Consider the following 16,370-nt stretch of genomic DNA (forward strand, 5'->3'; position numbering starts at 1 on the left):
TTCTCTTTTGATTTTCAAACAGCTATTTCTATATATTCTAAAAAACTTCTTCCCTTGTAAGAAGTATAATTAATAAGGTATATACTTACGCTTTCGCGAAAGCGTAAACATTACAATTTTTGTAAGACAACCTACTATAACATACAACTAGAGTCTAGTCATTATTTAACTTACATTCAAACTGTTAAAAACCATATGTGTTAAATTTTTAGTAATCATTTTGTAAGAATTATATGATTTGAGACTTATTAAGCCACATTGCGCTCACTACCAATACTGTGGCTTCGCAGAGATTTTAACAATCCTAATTTTTAGAAATCGCAGCTCGACAAAAAACGTAATTATCCGATGAAAGTCACTTTTTTGTTGGTTTTATGGAGTTTTTTACCTAATATTGACGTGCTTAACCTATTAAACAAATAAATCACTGTGGACGGAGTATTATTAGATTGTGCAGTTGTAGATGATTCTAGCTTACAACGACTGGCTATTGTAAAGATGATTAATGATCATCCTAACCTACGATTAGTAGCCGAATATAACAATGCCATTGAAACAAAGAATGGTCTTTTAGAAACAAAGGTTGATCTTATCTTCTTAGATATTGAAATGCCTATACTTTCTGGATTTGATTTACTAGATGACCTTATACATAAACCACAAATTATATTTGTAACTGGTAAAACAAAGTATGCTTATAAGGCCTTTAACTATAATGCTATAGATTATTTACGTAAGCCTCTTACTAAGGATCGTTTTACAAACGCTGTTTATAAAGCCATAAGCCTTCACAAACTAAAAACCGAAGGTGCTGTAGAAGATGATGATTACATATTTGTAAAAAGTAATCTCAAAAAGAAAAAAGTTATGCTTAACGAGCTTAAGTATATTACTGCTCTTGGAGATTATGTAAAACTTGTAACTGTGCACGATCCTATTGTTGTACTTGCTACGATGAAATCTTTTGTTGCACAATTACCTCCAGAACGTTTTATGCGTATACACAAGTCTTATATTATAAATATTGACAAGGTAGATAAGTATAACAGTAGAAATATTGAGATAGATGGGGAGAAAATACCGCTATCTAGACATAAAAAGTCTGATCTTATAGATGCACTCTCTGCTTAAAAGCAGATTTTAATATAAAAAACCACTCATTGAGTGGTTTTTTATGCCTAATAACAATCTACATCTACGACTAATCGTACACTACGATATTGAGCAATAGCGTTAAAACTTGTTACTACTCTACCTATCGTTTTTTTAGTTTCGAGTAAATTTTGCCTTCTACTTATTTTAATAAGAATATTACGCCTGTAGAGATTTCTTATTCTTGCTATAGATGGTGTTTCGGGACCTAATACCGCCTCTGCTCCTAGAGTTTGTCGCAATGCCTTAGATAACCAAATACTGGATTCATCTATTTTTTGATAATCTCTATGTTTTAATGTAATGCGTATCAACCTATGAAAAGGTGGATACTTAAAGTTGCGACGCTCTTCTAATTGTTCTTTATACATCTCTTCAAATTTATTTGAAGAAACCTGCTGTAAGATTTGATGATAAGGATTATAAGTCTGCACAAGCACCTTACCTTGCTTTTCGGTGCGTCCTGCCCTACCAGATACCTGAGCAATTAATTGATAACTACGCTCGTGTGCTCTAAAGTCTGGGAAGTTAAGCATACTATCTGCATTCATAATTCCTACTAAGGTTACGTTTCTAAAGTCTAACCCTTTGGTAAGCATTTGCGTGCCTACTAAAATATCTATCTGCTCTTGTTCAAAAGCAGTTATGAGCTTCTCAAAACCATACTTACCTCTTGTGGTGTCTGAGTCCATACGAGCAATATTGTTATCTGGATACAACTCCTTGAGCTCTGCTTCTATTTGTTCTGTACCAAACCCCTTTGTTGTAAGATCTGTGCTACCACAGGCCATACACTTTTGCTGTAAGGCAATATTATAACCACAATAATGACAACGAAGTTGTGATCTATACTTATGATAGGTAAGACTAACATCACAATTAGGACATTGTGGAGCGTGCCCACAAGTATTACACTCTAAAATAGGAGAAAAACCACGCCTGTTTTGAAATAAAATAACCTGCTCACCAAGCGCAAGTGCATCTGTAATAGCTCGTAATAATGTATCAGAAAAGTGCCCTGTCATCTCCCTTTTACGTGACTTTTCTTTTATGTCTACAAGGTTGATTTCTGGCATTAAAATATTGCCGTGACGCTGTTTTAAAGAGACATAACCATACTTTCCGCTCTGGGCATTATAAACCGTCTCGATAGACGGTGTTGCAGAACCTAATAAGACTTTGGCTTTAAAAAATGCTCCTAGCACAATAGCACAGTCGCGAGCGTGATACCTTGGCGCAGGGTCATATTGCTTAAAGCTACTCTCGTGCTCCTCATCTACCACAATAAGTTTTAAATCTCTAAACGGTAGTAATAATGCGCTTCTAGCCCCAATAATGATTTGGGCTTTGTCCATTTTTTTAAGAACATTATTCCATACTTCTACGCGCTCATTTACAGAATACTTAGAATGAAATATAGCTACTCTTTCTCCAAAATAAGTTTGCAGCCTGCTTATTAACTGTGTTGTAAGAGCAATCTCTGGCAGGAGGTATAGAATTTGATCTCCAGTTGCAAGCATTTCTTCTATGAGCTGAACATAAATTTCTGTCTTACCAGAGGCAGTAACACCGTGTAATAATGTAACGTCTTTTGTTTCAAAATGTGTTTTAATCTCAGACAGTGCTGTTACTTGATAGGTGTTGAGAGTCTTCGTTGCAAAAACTTCTCCCTCAAACCCTACTCTATCTTCGCGTTTTTGATATGTTTGAAAAACTCCTTTATCTACCAGCGCGTTGAGCTGACTAGCGGTTGCTCCAGATGCTTTTTGCAACTCTTGTGATGATATGGGTTTATTGGTTTTCGCTTTAAGCGAAAAAAAAGTGAGCACCATCTCTCTTTGTTTTGGTGCGCGAGATAATTCTTCTAGAATAACAGGCAAAGCCTCCTCACTGTCATACTCTGTGGCTATTGTAATAAACTTTACAAGTTTAGGAACATACTGCTCATAAATCTCTTCTTGCATTTCTAAAACCCCTTGATCTATGAGGCGCTGTATAGAAGGAAGTATTTTCTTTTTATCAAGAATATCCATCACCTCGTGCACCTTAAGCTCTGAGCGATGTTGTAATGCTTCATAAATTAAAAACTCCTCATCTTTAAGCTCTTCATCATTAATTACAAGACCATCAGACTTGAGCCTTATAACGGTCTCACTCTCTAGTAAAAATGCTTTGGGTAATGCTGCTCGCATCACTTCTCCCTCGGTACACATATAATAATTTGCAATCCAAGACCAGAATGTGAGTTGCTGCTCTGTCACTATAGGATCCTCATCTAATATTTGCTGAATTTCCTTTGCCTCATAAATTGTAGGAGCATTAGTGTGCTTATTTTTTACGATTGAGGCGTACACTTTCTTTTTCCCGAAAGGAACTGCAACACGCATTCCTTTCTGTATGTAATTATATTCGGCCTCTGAGACGAGGTAGGTAAACGTATTTTCTACAGGTATAGGAAGTATGACGTCTATAAAGTGGGGCATAAATGAGCAGTGTGTATTTCAAAAGTACTGTTAAGTAAAGTTTTGCGAAAGCATAGCACAAAAAAAGAGCCGCAATCTTTATAATAGCGGCTCTCGTATAAATAATTATGATGTTACTTAACTCGTATCCACTCTTGAGTTCTATATAAAAAGGCAATATAACCCCTAAGATAGAGCTTATCTGGATTATCATTTTCTATCCAAATTTTTGCCTTATAGGTTTTCCCTTTTTCTGGATCAAAAACAGTACCTCCGGTATACTCATCATCATCTCTTTCTAGATTTTTAATAATATCTAGACCAAGTACAGGCTTGTTATACTCTTCTCCTTCGCAATAAATACATAGTTTATCTCGATCTTGAGGGTTAAGTATATCTGTAATTTTACCATAAACTTTATCACCCTTTTTATAAATCTCTACAATAGATTTTGCCTCACCCGTTTCATCATCTATAGTTTTCCATTTACCAAAAACGGAATCTTCTTGCGCCACAGCACTTGCAGTAAACAGTATTACGATAAAAAAACTAATTAAATACTTCATAATGTGATAAGTGTATTTGTGTTTTAAACCAAAAAATGGCAATTCTTGAGAATCGCCATTTTTTTATAAAAGTTGTAATCTACTAGTTTTTACCTAGCATCGCTTCTTTAAGATCATCATCTGCAGGGTCGCTACCTAACCAAATTCCAAAAAGTGCTTTTTTGAATTCTAATCCTGGTATCATTCCTACTTCTTTACCGTTTTTGTAAACAACAGTTCCTTTACCTTTTATGTAAGCAATGTCAAAAACATTTGTTTTTACAATCTTATCGCTAAAGAAACCTTTAAACTTTGTGATTTGTGCATCTAGAGCGCTTGTATCTCCATTCATAGAAGCGTCAAAACCATCGTCTACTGCTCCTATCATTTTCTTACTTGACACCATACCAGAAACGATATCTAGCTTCATAGCCATTGTCTCATCTGCGTTTACAATAGCAGCCGCATCACTCTTTTTTGAGGCTAGATATAATCCTCCTGCATATAGATCAAAGATTACTTTTTCTCTCATTCCCGCACCGTTTAAAACGAGATCTGTTCCTTCTACAGTCATTGTGTTAGGTAATGTTGCATCACCTACAACTGTTTGAGCTTGACTAAAAGTAAGACTACATACTGCTACTAGTGCTAATAAATACTTCTTCATAATTTACGTTTGTGTTAATTTAATTAGGGTTTTTGTGTAATATCCTTAGTTTTTGCAATGTTGCATTGAGCTCAAATCCTAATAATATAAGATTAGAGTTCAACCAAATATAAAGCATCATTATCAATAATGCACCAATTGAGCCATACAACTCATTATATCTTCCAAAAGTGTCGATATAAATACCAAAAAGGTACGTGGTTATCATAAATAATATAGTAGTCATTAATGCACCTGGTGAAAAAAACCTGCTTTTGCGCCCCTCTTTGGTACCAAAATAATAGAGCGTTGCAATCACAGCATATATCATTATCAATACAAAAACATTTTTTCCAACCGATAGCAATGTTATATCTAAGTCTGTACTCATAAAGTCTCTCTCCTTGAGAGAAACGAGTAAATACTCAAAATAAACAACTACTGATATAGTAGTAACCAACAACAATGCCAAGATAATAGAGGTAGCTATAGCCACAGCATACTGTCTAAAAAAGCTTCGATTAATCTCATTGTAATGAGAACCCTCAAAACCACTAAAAATGGAGTTAATACCATTTGCCGTAAGAAACAAAGCAAGAAGACCAGCTACAGATAGCAAACCTGCACGCTCATTTTGTGCAATATCACTTATAATAGGCCTAAAAAAATCTAGTGACTGTGATGGTATGAGCTCATAAATAAACGCCATAAACTTAATATCAAAGTCTGGCACAGGTACATAAGGTATAAGATTAAGCACAAAGATAAGCGCGGGAAAAATGGCCATAAAAAAACTATATGCAATAGATCCTGCTCTAGATCCCAGCGCACCCTTTATTATACCAGTAAAGTAAGCGCGTGACAAGTTTAATAATGTCATCCCTTCAAAACCAGGAATCACCACCTTATCTAGCATTGCTACGATCCAGCAAAAAGGCTTGAACCGCATAAGGCGTTGCTCTAAGGTCTTGTCTGAAGTCATTATACCGCTTTAAGACTTAAATCTAGATTATAAACAGAGTGTGTAAGTGCTCCACTAGAGATATAATCTACACCACAAAGTGCATACTCGCGTATGGTCTCTTCATTAATACCACCAGAAGATTCTGTAAGGCATTTATCACCTATAAGAGCAACCGCCTTACGTGTATCTTCATAATTAAAATTATCTATAAGAATACGGTGTACGTGCTCGTGATTTTCAAGAATCTCTTCTATCTCCTCAAGGCTTCTCGCCTCTACGATTATTTTAAGATCTCGATTTTCAGTTTTAAGATACGCTACAGTTTTAAGTATCGCCTTAGTCACTCCTCCAGCAAAGTCTATGTGATTATCCTTAAGCATAATCATATCATATAATGCAAATCGATGATTTTCTCCCCCTCCTATTTTTACGGCCCATTTTTCTAAGGCGCGTATACCTGGAGTGGTCTTTCTTGTGTCGAGTATTTTTGTGCCTGTTCCTTCTAGTAGGTTTACAAAGAACTTCGTTTTGGTCGCTATGGCGCTCATACGCTGCATTGCGTTAAGTACCAGTCGCTCTGCCTTTAAGATGCTTTGGCTCGAGCCAGATACATAAAATGCAATGTCTCCATACTTTACCTGATCACCATCTGTAAGTATATCCTCAACTACGAGGCTGTCATCTACGTAGGCAAATACCGCTTTCGCGAAAGCGCAACCCGCAAGAATCCCCTCATCCTTCACCAGCAACTTTGCTTTGCCCGTCGCATCTGCCGGAATACAAGCTAGACTACTGTGATCTCCATCACCTACATCTTCTCTTATTGCATTAGAAATTATACCATCTATCTCAAGCTGAAACTGCGCTTCTGTTATCATAAAAATATAAAATACGGTTTCTGTAAAAATAAGGAAACACAAACACATCCATCGTCATAGAGAGATTTGTATTTTTGCAAAATGAATATAAAACTTCTATGCGTAGGCAAGACAGATAACAAGCAGCTACAGGTACTCGTAGATGAGTACAGCAAGCGCTTGAATTTTTATATTAAGTACAATATTGAGACTCTTCCAGATATAAAGAATGTGAAAAATCTCAGTGAGCAAGAGCAAAAGACTAAAGAAGGCGCCCTCATACTTTCAAAATTGGGTCCCTATGACCACCTTGTGCTCTTTGACGAGAATGGCAAATCATTTTCTAGCGTGGGGTTTTCTAAGTTTTTACAAAAAAAGATGAACAGTGGTATAAAAACTTTAGTCTTTGTGATAGGAGGCCCTTATGGTTTTTCTCAAGAAGTTTACAATAAAGCGATAGGTAAAGTATCTTTGTCACAAATGACCTTCTCCCACCAGATGGTACGTTTATTTATCACAGAGCAAATTTATAGAGGGTTTACCATTTTAAAAGGAGAACCTTATCATCATCAATAAACCGAGCCCTACATAGTTTAACCAATATTTATGAGTACTAAAGATACTAAGACGCCGTACTCACGTTATTTTTGTAATACATATACGACTACTATTTAATGAGTTCAAAATCAGGCATAAAAAAGAAAAATAGACTACAGTTACTGCACCAGTATTATGTATACACTGGCTTTTACTCTTTTCTTAAAGATGCACTTAAAAAAGCACTACCACCTATACTATTCGTTGTAGCTGCCATAGTATGCATACACTACTTTGTAATAGACCTTAACACGGCATTACAATACGTGATAGATAATTACTCTAACTTCTTAGTGCTTACTTTATTCTTTGTTTCGGAGTCTATACTCGGTATTATCCCTCCAGAGCTTTTTATAGCTTGGAGTGATAAAACTAGCGATCCCGTATTATATCTTTCTATTATAGCATTGCTATCTTACCTAGGTGGTGCTGTCTCTTATTTTACGGGAAGAGCTTCTCTTAAAATACCAGCGGTACACAACTATCTTGAAGTAAGAATGGAAAAGCATTTAAAAAATGCTCGTAAATGGGGAGGGTTCTTGATTTTAGTAGGAGCCTTACTCCCATTACCTTTTGCCGTAGCAAGTCTTGCTGCTGGTATGATTCGTTTTGATTTTAAATATTGGGCACTCTTTGGTCTAGCGCGTTTTGTACGTTATGCGATTTATGGAGCAGCCATTTTTAGCCTTGTCTCTTAAATGAAATTAGTCTTTGCAACACACAACCTTAATAAACTTAAGGAAGTACAAGCCCTTGTACCAGAGCATATCACAATATTATCACTTACAGATATAGGCTGTGATGAAGATATTATAGAAGATGCACCTACTATAGAAGGCAATGCGATTATAAAAGCACAATACGTACGTGATCATTATGGCTATGATTGCTTTGCAGATGACACGGGCCTTGAGGTTACCGCCCTAGATGGTGCACCTGGGGTATACTCTGCACGATATGCAGGACCTCAAAGAAGCGCTTCAGATAATATGGATAAGCTTCTCATAGCTCTTGCAGTAAAGCAAGAAAGAACGGCGAGGTTTAAGACGGTTATCGCTTTCGCGAAAGCAGAAAAAATAGAGACTTTTACAGGTATATGTGAGGGAGAAATTACAAAAGAACGCTATGGAGATGACGGCTTTGGTTATGATCCTATCTTTAAACCTAACGGCTACGAGGCCACTTTTGCCCAAATGGCAATATCTCTTAAAGGTAAAATAGGCCACAGAGGGCGCGCGATGCAGCAGTTTTTATCTTACTTAAGAGACGAGTAAATTACGTTCTTTAAAAAATTACCAAGTCACTTTACGATTATTCAATTATATATAGTACTTTTGCACCTTGAAAAACCTCAGGGTGAGGTACGGCCACTATTTATGGCACGTGTTGATTGAAGCAATTGGTTAATAAGTCGTTGCGCTTCCTACAGCACGATAACTTATTAAAATTTTGTCTTATGACATTTGATCAACTGGGCCTAAACGCGCCCTTACTTCAGGCTATCGCCGATATGGGATTTGAAACCCCATCAAAAATCCAAGAAGAAGCAATCCCTCAACTACTCGCCGAAGATCGCGATATGGTTGCACTTGCACAAACAGGTACAGGTAAAACTGCTGCTTTTGGTTTTCCACTATTACAAAACATTGATGCTTCAAGCAAGACCACACAAGGTCTTATTATAGCCCCTACTCGTGAGCTATGTCTCCAGATTACTAACGAGATGAAACTCTATGCAAAACACATTAAAGGTGTGCGCGTAGTAGCTGTTTACGGTGGTTCTAATATACAAGAGCAAGCTCGTGAGATCTCACGTGGTGCTCAAATTGTAGTAGCTACACCAGGACGTATGCAAGATATGATGCGTCGTCGTATGGTAGATATTACAAAATTAAGCTACTGTGTTCTTGATGAGGCAGATGAGATGCTTAATATGGGATTCTATGAGGATATTACAAATATTCTTGCAGACACTCCAGAAGATAAACTTACGTGGCTTTTTAGCGCGACAATGCCAAGAGAGGTTGCACGTATCGCAAAAGAGTTTATGCACGACCCACTAGAGATAACAGTAGGTCATAAAAATGAAGGTGCAAAAAATGTATCACACGAGTACTACGTTGTACACACACGTGATCGTTATCAAGCGCTTAAACGTCTTTCTGATGCAAATCCAGATATATTTTCGGTAATATTCTGCCGTACTAAGAGAGATACTCAAAAAGTTGCAGAGCAACTTATAGAAGATGGATATAATGCAGGTGCGCTACACGGTGACTTAAGTCAGAATCAGCGTGACCTTGTTATGAAGAGCTTTAGAAATAATCAAATACAGATGCTTGTTGCAACAGATGTTGCTGCACGTGGTATAGATGTAGATGATATTACACACGTTATAAACTACCAACTTCCAGATGAGATAGAGACATATACGCACCGTTCTGGTCGTACAGGTCGTGCTGGTAAAACTGGTACCTCTATGGTTATTGTGACCAAGAGTGAAATGCGTAAAATCAAGCAGCTCGAAAAGATTTTAGCAAAGAAGTTTGATCAAAAAACAATTCCTGACGGAAAAGAGATTACACAAGTACAGTTATTTCACCTTGCAAATAGCATAAATAACACAGAGATCAACCAAGAGATTGACGCTTATCTTCCAGAAATAGAAGAAGTACTTAAAGACAATACTAAAGAAGAGCTTATAAAGAAAGTCTTTTCTGTGGAGTTTACACGCTTCTTTAATTATTACAAAAAAGCAAAAGATCTTAATCAAAACGCTGTTGCAGCGTTTAAAGAAGAGTCTGGCGATACAACACGTTACTTTATAAACGTAGGTCGTAAAGACGATTTTGACTGGATGAAGCTTAAGGACTTCTTAAAAGAAATGACAGGTTTAGGTCAAGACGGGATATACCGTGTAGATTGTAAAGACGCTTTCTCATTCTTTAATACAGATACAGAGCATAAAGAAAAAGTACTTGCACTCTTTGAAGATTATCAACTTGATGGTCGTCGTGTAAGTGTAGAAGAGACACAAGGCGGCGGAGGTCGCGGTGGTAACCGTGGCGGTGGCGGAAGAGGCCGTAGCGGCGGTGGCCGTAGAGGTGGCAATGATGGCTTTAGAGGTGGTCGTAGCGGTGGTCGTAGCGGTGGCGGTGATCGTCGTCGTAGCGGTGGTGATCGTGACAGATCAGACAGAAAACGTAGTGACCGTCGTGGCGGTGACCGTGATCGCAAGCCTAGCTATGGAGAAGATCAAGGAAGATCTAGAAATCGCTCAGAAAGATCTAGTAGATCAGAAGGCAGATCAGATCGTAGAGGACCAAGTCGCACTCCAGACAGAGCTACAGAAGGTAACAAAAGCCCATTTTCTGGAAAAAGACGCCGTCGCAGCTAGCCTAAAGTGTTAGAATTATTGTAAAAGTTAAATTTTGGTATGGTTTTCTCATAGGATTGCATAAATTGCTACTCTATATGATGAAAACCATACTTTTTTTATTGCTACTTGCCGTATGCACAGTAGGATACTCGCAAGAACCAGCTACCCCAACTGGAGAAACTTCTACAAAGGAGCTTCAAGATGGATTTATAGATGGTAAAGTTTTAAGCAGCAGTACAGATATTGCTTTACAAAACGTAAATATTCTCAACCTTTCAAACTTTAAAGGAGCTACTACAGATAAGCTAGGTAACTTTGACATTAAGGCTGCCGTAAATGATACATTATACTTTTCATATTTAGGTTATAAATCGCTCAAAGTAAGAGTAAGTTCTGACTGGATAAAATATGGAGATGTAAAGATTAAAATGACAGAGATAGGCATTGCACTAGAAGAAGTGGTTGTAGAAGAGATAGAACTTACCGGCTACTTAGAGATAGATGCAAAGAGAATCCCTATTTACAGCAACCAGCGCTATAGCATTTCTGGTCTTAACTCTGGTTATGAAGTAGGTCAAGGACAGCCTGGTGCCGTGTCACGCGTGCTGAGCTCTATTTTTAACCCTGCAGATTTTCTTTACAATATATTCAGCCGTAAGAAAGGACAATTGCGAAAGCTACGCCAGATGAAAGAAGATGACAAAGTGCGTAACCTTCTTGAACGTAAATTTGACCGCGAGACTCTAGGCGCTCTACTTCAAATAGACCGTGTAGATATAGATGCTATATTAAAGAATTGTAGCTATTCAGATAACTTTATAATGACTGCAAATGACCTTCAGATTCTAGATGCCATAAGTGAGTGTTATGAAGAGTATCGTGTCTTACAAAATAAAGATTAAGAGATTTAATTACGCTTTCGCGAAAACGTACTCCTACCCTCTTTCATCTAGATAGCGCTGCTCAATGCGCTCTACATCTTTAATCATTTTACGAGTCCAGGCTATTTTTTTATCAAAAAGTTCTTGCTCAGAAAACCTCCAGTCTACAGCCGAAGATTTGAGCTTAGTCATTATATGCTGTAATGTTATTGCCGCCGAAACTGAAATATTGAGACTCTCAGTAAAGCCTACCATAGGTATATAAATAAAATCGTCTGCCTCCTCCATCACGAGGTCGCTTAAACCTTCTGTCTCTCTCCCAAAAAATATAGCAGCCTTCTCTGTCACATCAAACTCTTCTAGTCTGTATGCATCTTTATGTGGTGAGGTCGCAACAATCTTATACCCTTGCTCACGCAATGATTTTATACAACTAGAAGCACTATTGTGACGCGCTACATCTACCCATTTTTGAGCCCCCATAGCAATCTCACGATCTATACGCTTTGCGTTTACCTCCTCTATAACGTGCAGTTCTTGTACTCCAAAAGATTCACAGCTACGTATTACAGCACTTGTGTTGTGTAATTGATATACATCCTCTACAGCCACGGTAAAATGTGTTGTGCGCTCGCGTAATACTTTATCAAATAATTGTACGCGACGTTCGGTTAAAAAAGATTGCAGGTAGGTTAAAAGGTCTTGATCCATTAAAAATTGTTTACAGGGTAAAGATACTGTACTTTTAAAGTGTAAAAAACCTATTGAGGAGTATGCAAAAAGTTGTTGTATTATCTGGCGCTGGTATGAGTGCAGAGAGCGGTCTTAAAACCTTTAGAGATACAAATGGTCTTTGGGAAGGTCACGATGTTATGCAAGTGGCCACACCAGAAGGCTGGAAAGCAAACCAAGAGCTTGTTTTGAGATTTTACAATGAGCGCAGGAAGCAACTACTAGAAGTCTTACCTAACCAAGGTCATTTTGATCTTGTAAAACTAGAAGAAGCCTATGATGTACATATCATCACTCAAAATGTAGATGATTTACACGAGAGAGCGGGTAGCTCGCAAGTGATACACCTACACGGCGAATTATTTAAGGTGCGCAGCTGTAAAGACCCATCTCAAGTTTTAGAATGGAAAAAAGATTTAAGAACTGGTGATTTATGTCCACTAGGAGACCAGCTTAGACCGCATATTGTTTGGTTTGGGGAAGAAGTACCGCTTATGGAAGATGCTGCACATATTATTAGTCAGGCAGATTATATCATCATAGTAGGCACCTCAATGCAAGTATATCCCGCTGCTGGACTCATTACACTAGCTCAACCAGATGCAGAAGTGTTCTTTATTGACCCTGCACCATCTATCACACAAAAAAAGGGACTGACGATACTCCCAGAGAGAGCAACAACAGGAGTTAAAAAAGTGGTAGATACACTTCTTTCTAAATAAACTAACAATTGACACTTAACGAGCTTTATAAAGATCTAGACTACGTCAATCACAGTCGTGAGAAGCGCGCCTACTATGCGCAACTTATTGTTGATAATCCTGATGCAATGAGACACGTACTAGAAATTCTATTTATGGTAGATGACCCAAGGTCTAATCGTGCTGGATGGCTTGCGGAGTTTGCTATAAAAGAAGATGTGACCATTATTCTCCCCCATCTAGACTACTTTACATCTCATATGCACACAGTCTATCAAGATTCTGCTCTCAGACCGGTTGCTAAAATTTGTGAATACCTTACCACCGCATATTATAAATACGAGCATCCAGAAACCAAAAAGAAACTTTTATCAAATCACAAGAATCATATTACAGAATGCGGGTTTGACTGGTTAATCACAGATCAAAAGGTCGCTGTAAAGGCTTATACTATGTCTACATTGTTTTATTTAGGTACCGAAATAGACTGGATACATCCTGAATTACAACGAATTATGGAAGACGGATATCATACCGGGAGTGCAGCTTTTAAGGCCCGATGCAGACACGTTAATAAATGGATTAAAAAATTCAATAAACTGCAATCTTAACACTGTCAAACGCAGTAAAATCAACGACTACATAATCTAATGTTTAAAGAAAAGTTAAAAGTAGTTAAAGATGAGATTTTAACACTTAAAACTTTCTTAATCCTGTTATATTTGGGCTTTAAACACAAAAACTTCTTATGATTTTACGTACACTATTTATTGCTGGTTTCCTACTAACGGCAACAGTTTCAACTGGACAAAATACTTTTGGAGGCGGCGGCTCTTCTACATCTGCAAATTCTGTTTTTAATCAGAAAATGAACCTTGGATATAAAGCTGGAGCAAATCGCGTTGAAGATAAAAAAATAGATGGATCACCTTATCTTTTTGAAAATTGGGATCGTGCTGCAACGGTTGTAACAAAGGCCGGTGAAAATCTAAAAATTGAAAATGTAAACTTTGACGGCAGAAGAAATAAAATTGTTGCAAAAATCAATAAAGATTCTATTTACACATTTAACTCTCTCGCGGTTGATAAGGCTATTATTAATGGTAAAACTTTTGTAAATATAGAATCTCCTAATAGTGCTGTCATAAAAGTTTACGAACTTGTTGTAGAAACACCAGAATTTAAAATATTAAAAGATCACGTAGTAGATATAAACGAGGGAAGCTCAAACCCAATGCGTGGTACAACGGTTGCTCGTTACATACCTAGAGAGTTTTATATGCTTCTTAAAAAAGATAGTTTCGAAAAATTTAGTCTTAGAAAGAAGAAAGTACTTAAGCTTCTTGCTGCACAAGAAGAAAAAGTAAAAACCTTCGTAGATGAAAATGATTTAAATTATAAAAACGAAGAAGACCTTAATAAGATAATGGAATTTTACACAGGTCTGTAAAAGCAATAACCTACATACTAAAAAAGCCGCCTACTGGGCGGCTTTTTTAGTATGTAGATAGTAATTATAATTATCTATACATTCGCAGTACGACCAGATTTATATGTATAAAAATTTTCTAGCCGCTGTAGGCCTTTTGTGCTGTAGTTTTATGTTTGCTCAGGAGAGTAATCCTTTTGAAGTAGAGCTCAACTACTTTTATGGGAGTATATTGAGACACAACAAAGACATCACATCGCTCATAACCGGGCATCCAGAGGGGTTGATTTTAAGTTATAACAAAAAAACCTACGGGAATAAAGAATGGTCCAGAAGATATAATTACCCTGACTACGGATTTACATTTGCCTATCAAGATCTTAAAAATGACAACCTAGGCAAGACCTATAACGCCCTAGCGCATTACAGTTTCTACTTTCTTAACCGGAAACTTATGTTTAGAGTTGGTCAAGGTATCGGGTATACTACAAATCCTTTTGACATTGATACCAATGTAGCAAATAACGCCTATGGGTCAAGGTTTTTTAGCGCCACACTTGTAATGCTTAACTACAAGCAACCTATCACTCCACAAATATCTTTACAAACAGGACTTACCTTTTTACACGGGTCAAATGGTAATTTTAAAGCACCTAACACAAGTACAAACACGCTAGCAATAAACACAGGTGTGGTTTATACAAATAAACCGATTCCAGACTATATACCCAGAGGATCTAGAGAGCGCTATACAGAACCTATAGGTTTTAATTTTGCTCTTAATATGGGACTTAACGAGAGTGATTATGTAGGGCTGGGTCAAGAACCATTCTTAATCTTGACTGCTTATGCAGATAAGAGATTGAGCAAAAAAAGTACCATTCTTGCTGGAGGAGAATTCTTTGTTTCAAAATTCTTAAAGAATGAAATTGAGTTTCTATCTGTAGCTTTCCCCTCATTTGGTGTTACAAAAGACCAAGATTGGAAACGAGCGGGCGTATTTGTTGGTCACGAATTGCGATTTAATAAAACCGCACTTATGACGCACGCCGGTTATTATGTGTACTATCCTTATGATTTTGAAGGTAGGTTCTACCAGCGCGTGGGGCTTAAACACTATATACAAGAAAAATACTTTGTTTCTGCTGCCGTAAAAACGCACGGAGCAAAAGCCGAGGCCGTAGAATTTGGATTAGGAATACGATTATGATGACAACAAACTTGAGATTTATAAGAGCTATATATACGCTTTCGCGAAAGCGTAACACCTTCCTACTCGCACTACTGCTAGCAATTTTAATTTCTTGCGACTCTGAAGATGCAAATGATTGTTTTCAAACAGATGGAGATATCATAACGTATACTCTTGATGTGGATACATTTTCAAAAATTCAAATGGAAGATGACATACGCGTTATACTCAAAGAAGGACCTCAACAAGAAGTTATCGTTGAAACTGGTGAAAATCTAGTGCCAGACCTCAATCTATTTGTAGAACAAGAAACACTTGTACTGCAAAACTTAAATGGTTGTAATTTTTTACGCGAGTATGGAAGGACACTTGTGACTGTAACTTCACCAAATATCACTCGCATACGCCAGGCGTCTGCCTTTGAGATTACCAGTGAGGGTTTACTCAACTATGAATCATTAACTATTGTGAGCAACTCAACTCCTAACAGTCTTAACATTACAGATATTAATAAAAGTGGTGCTGTGACGCTCCATATAAACAGTACCAACCTGGTGGTTTCGGCAAATGGATCAAGTAATATTACAATGTCTGGAAGTGTTGAAACGGCATCTATAAACTTTAGCGATGAGTTTCCGCAATTCAATGGTAGAAACCTTGAGATAGGTGATTTGACCTTTAACCATACCAGTGCTGCACAAATGGTAGTAAATCCTCAAAACAGCCTGCAAGGCGTTATAAAAGCCACAGGAGACCTTATATCTGTTACAGAACCGCCACTAGTCGATGTAAATGTGCTTTTTACAGGACAATTAATTTTTGAGGATTAGATT

General features: G+C 37.3%; 17 protein-coding genes. 11 read left to right on the forward strand and 6 right to left on the reverse strand.

Annotated elements, in window-relative coordinates; translation table 11 throughout:
* Nucleotides 1-429: 429 nt before the first annotated feature.
* Nucleotides 430-1,131: a LytR/AlgR family response regulator transcription factor gene (locus ACFO5T_RS00490; RefSeq protein ID WP_021778998.1), complete on the forward strand. Its 702-nt coding sequence runs from the start codon at nucleotides 430-432 to the stop codon at nucleotides 1,129-1,131.
* Between the two features lie 47 nt (nucleotides 1,132-1,178).
* Here the strand turns inward: ACFO5T_RS00490 and priA are convergent, their stop codons facing one another.
* From priA to nadC, 5 genes are all read right to left on the reverse strand, one after another.
* Complete coding sequence (gene priA, locus ACFO5T_RS00495; RefSeq protein ID WP_380031125.1) at nucleotides 1,179-3,635, reverse strand: replication restart helicase PriA; 2,457 nt, start codon at nucleotides 3,633-3,635, stop codon at nucleotides 1,179-1,181.
* Nucleotides 3,636-3,748: 113 nt separating this feature from the next.
* Nucleotides 3,749-4,180, reverse strand: a complete 432-nt coding sequence (locus ACFO5T_RS00500; RefSeq protein WP_380031127.1) for a DUF2147 domain-containing protein — start codon at nucleotides 4,178-4,180, stop codon at nucleotides 3,749-3,751.
* 82 nt (nucleotides 4,181-4,262) lie between these two features.
* Complete coding sequence (locus ACFO5T_RS00505; protein ID WP_375253401.1) at nucleotides 4,263-4,826, reverse strand: chalcone isomerase family protein; 564 nt, start codon at nucleotides 4,824-4,826, stop codon at nucleotides 4,263-4,265.
* A 19-nt stretch (nucleotides 4,827-4,845) separates the two neighbouring features.
* Nucleotides 4,846-5,787, reverse strand: coding sequence for a YihY/virulence factor BrkB family protein (locus ACFO5T_RS00510; RefSeq protein ID WP_380031130.1), 942 nt, complete (start codon nucleotides 5,785-5,787; stop codon nucleotides 4,846-4,848).
* On the reverse strand, nucleotides 5,787-6,647 hold the full coding sequence (gene nadC / locus ACFO5T_RS00515) for a carboxylating nicotinate-nucleotide diphosphorylase (RefSeq protein ID WP_380031133.1): 861 nt from the start codon (nucleotides 6,645-6,647) through the stop codon (nucleotides 5,787-5,789). Before nadC ends, ACFO5T_RS00510 begins: the two co-directional genes overlap by 1 nt.
* An 81-nt stretch (nucleotides 6,648-6,728) precedes the next feature.
* Here nadC and rlmH point away from each other — a divergent pair, with 81 nt between their 5' ends.
* The 5 genes from rlmH (at nucleotide 6,729) to ACFO5T_RS00540 (ending at nucleotide 11,504) form a co-directional block, all read left to right on the forward strand.
* Complete coding sequence (gene rlmH, locus ACFO5T_RS00520; protein WP_021778992.1) at nucleotides 6,729-7,202, forward strand: 23S rRNA (pseudouridine(1915)-N(3))-methyltransferase RlmH; 474 nt, start codon at nucleotides 6,729-6,731, stop codon at nucleotides 7,200-7,202.
* Nucleotides 7,203-7,300: 98 nt separating this feature from the next.
* A complete protein-coding gene (locus tag ACFO5T_RS00525) occupies nucleotides 7,301-7,921 on the forward strand; it encodes a YqaA family protein (RefSeq protein WP_021778991.1) in 621 nt (206 codons plus the stop codon).
* Nucleotides 7,922-8,497 (forward strand): non-canonical purine NTP diphosphatase, encoded by a 576-nt coding sequence (locus ACFO5T_RS00530; RefSeq protein ID WP_380031137.1) that lies wholly within the window; start codon nucleotides 7,922-7,924, stop codon nucleotides 8,495-8,497. It begins immediately after the preceding gene.
* Nucleotides 8,498-8,679: 182 nt separating this feature from the next.
* Nucleotides 8,680-10,620 (forward strand): DEAD/DEAH box helicase, encoded by a 1,941-nt coding sequence (locus ACFO5T_RS00535; protein WP_380031139.1) that lies wholly within the window; start codon nucleotides 8,680-8,682, stop codon nucleotides 10,618-10,620.
* A 77-nt stretch (nucleotides 10,621-10,697) separates the two neighbouring features.
* Nucleotides 10,698-11,504 (forward strand): carboxypeptidase-like regulatory domain-containing protein, encoded by an 807-nt coding sequence (locus ACFO5T_RS00540; RefSeq protein ID WP_038596897.1) that lies wholly within the window; start codon nucleotides 10,698-10,700, stop codon nucleotides 11,502-11,504.
* 33 nt (nucleotides 11,505-11,537) lie between these two features.
* Here ACFO5T_RS00540 and ACFO5T_RS00545 read toward each other — a convergent pair whose 3' ends face one another.
* Complete coding sequence (locus ACFO5T_RS00545) at nucleotides 11,538-12,194, reverse strand: TrmH family RNA methyltransferase (protein WP_380031142.1); 657 nt, start codon at nucleotides 12,192-12,194, stop codon at nucleotides 11,538-11,540.
* Nucleotides 12,195-12,256: 62 nt separating this feature from the next.
* On the opposite strand from ACFO5T_RS00545, the gene ACFO5T_RS00550 reads away from it, so the two are divergent.
* The 5 genes from ACFO5T_RS00550 to ACFO5T_RS00570 all read left to right on the forward strand — a co-directional run bounded on the left by ACFO5T_RS00550 (nucleotide 12,257) and on the right by ACFO5T_RS00570 (nucleotide 16,367).
* Nucleotides 12,257-12,937: an SIR2 family NAD-dependent protein deacylase gene (locus ACFO5T_RS00550; RefSeq protein ID WP_380031144.1), complete on the forward strand. Its 681-nt coding sequence runs from the start codon at nucleotides 12,257-12,259 to the stop codon at nucleotides 12,935-12,937.
* Between the two features lie 8 nt (nucleotides 12,938-12,945).
* Nucleotides 12,946-13,527 (forward strand): adenylosuccinate lyase, encoded by a 582-nt coding sequence (locus tag ACFO5T_RS00555; RefSeq protein ID WP_380031147.1) that lies wholly within the window; start codon nucleotides 12,946-12,948, stop codon nucleotides 13,525-13,527.
* 137 nt (nucleotides 13,528-13,664) lie between these two features.
* The gene (locus tag ACFO5T_RS00560; RefSeq protein ID WP_021778984.1) at nucleotides 13,665-14,366 is read left to right on the forward strand and encodes a hypothetical protein; all 702 of its coding nucleotides are present in this window, start codon (nucleotides 13,665-13,667) and stop codon (nucleotides 14,364-14,366) included.
* Nucleotides 14,367-14,469: 103 nt separating this feature from the next.
* Nucleotides 14,470-15,555, forward strand: a complete 1,086-nt coding sequence (locus ACFO5T_RS00565) for an acyloxyacyl hydrolase (RefSeq protein WP_380031150.1) — start codon at nucleotides 14,470-14,472, stop codon at nucleotides 15,553-15,555.
* Complete coding sequence (locus ACFO5T_RS00570) at nucleotides 15,552-16,367, forward strand: head GIN domain-containing protein (RefSeq protein ID WP_380031152.1); 816 nt, start codon at nucleotides 15,552-15,554, stop codon at nucleotides 16,365-16,367. The genes ACFO5T_RS00565 and ACFO5T_RS00570 overlap by 4 nt, the downstream gene beginning before the upstream one ends.
* The last annotated feature ends 3 nt before the right edge of the window (nucleotides 16,368-16,370 follow it).

The organism is Dokdonia genika, assembly GCF_042652845.1.
GTDB lineage: Bacteria > Bacteroidota > Bacteroidia > Flavobacteriales > Flavobacteriaceae > Dokdonia > Dokdonia donghaensis.